The following is a 584-nucleotide window of genomic DNA, read 5'->3' on the forward strand; positions in this document are numbered from 1 at the left end:
GAGCCTCCAGAGTTGACTTCTGATTTATGATGCATGGTGGCATCACCCTGTTCATCATGGTAATGGGTTTCTGCTGAACCGATCGTCAAGTTACCTTGTTCTGTAGCCATGGCAAGATCACCTCCGGTGGTGATCCCCACCCCTGAGGCGGTGATATCTTGCTTGGCAATTACGCTCGCATTGCCCCCAGCAGAAAGCGCCTCGGTGTTTAATACTGTCTCCACGCCGTCAACCGTTGTGCGCCCTGCATCCAAACGAATATTCTTCTCCGCAAGGATAACAGCATCACCACCCGCCGCAAAATGCCCTCCTTGACTAAAGATATCCCCGCCATGCACATGCAATTGGTGATTTGCCGCAATCCGCCCTGAATTGGTTATCGTGGAATTGCTTGTATTTTGGCTGGTGATATTGACATCATCGCCCATGATCAAAGCCCCAGCAGAAACAAAGGAGGATCTGTCTTTTTCGGGGATGTAAAGCACCGGAGCATAAACATCCATGCCCTTGACCTGTTGGCGCACATAAATCACCATTGGGGCTTCTAGGGACGCCAATTGTTCTTCACTCAAAGCCTCACCAAA

At 50.3% G+C, this 584-nt stretch carries 1 protein-coding gene; it reads right to left on the reverse strand.

Annotated features, from left to right (window positions below; genetic code table 11):
• Positions 1 to 584 (reverse strand): hemagglutinin repeat-containing protein (locus ACFINM_RS09920; protein WP_375641402.1); only part of this gene is annotated, 584 nt, incomplete at both ends.

It is taken from the genome of Bartonella sp. AA168HLJHH, assembly GCF_042197365.1.
Lineage (GTDB): Bacteria > Pseudomonadota > Alphaproteobacteria > Rhizobiales > Rhizobiaceae > Bartonella.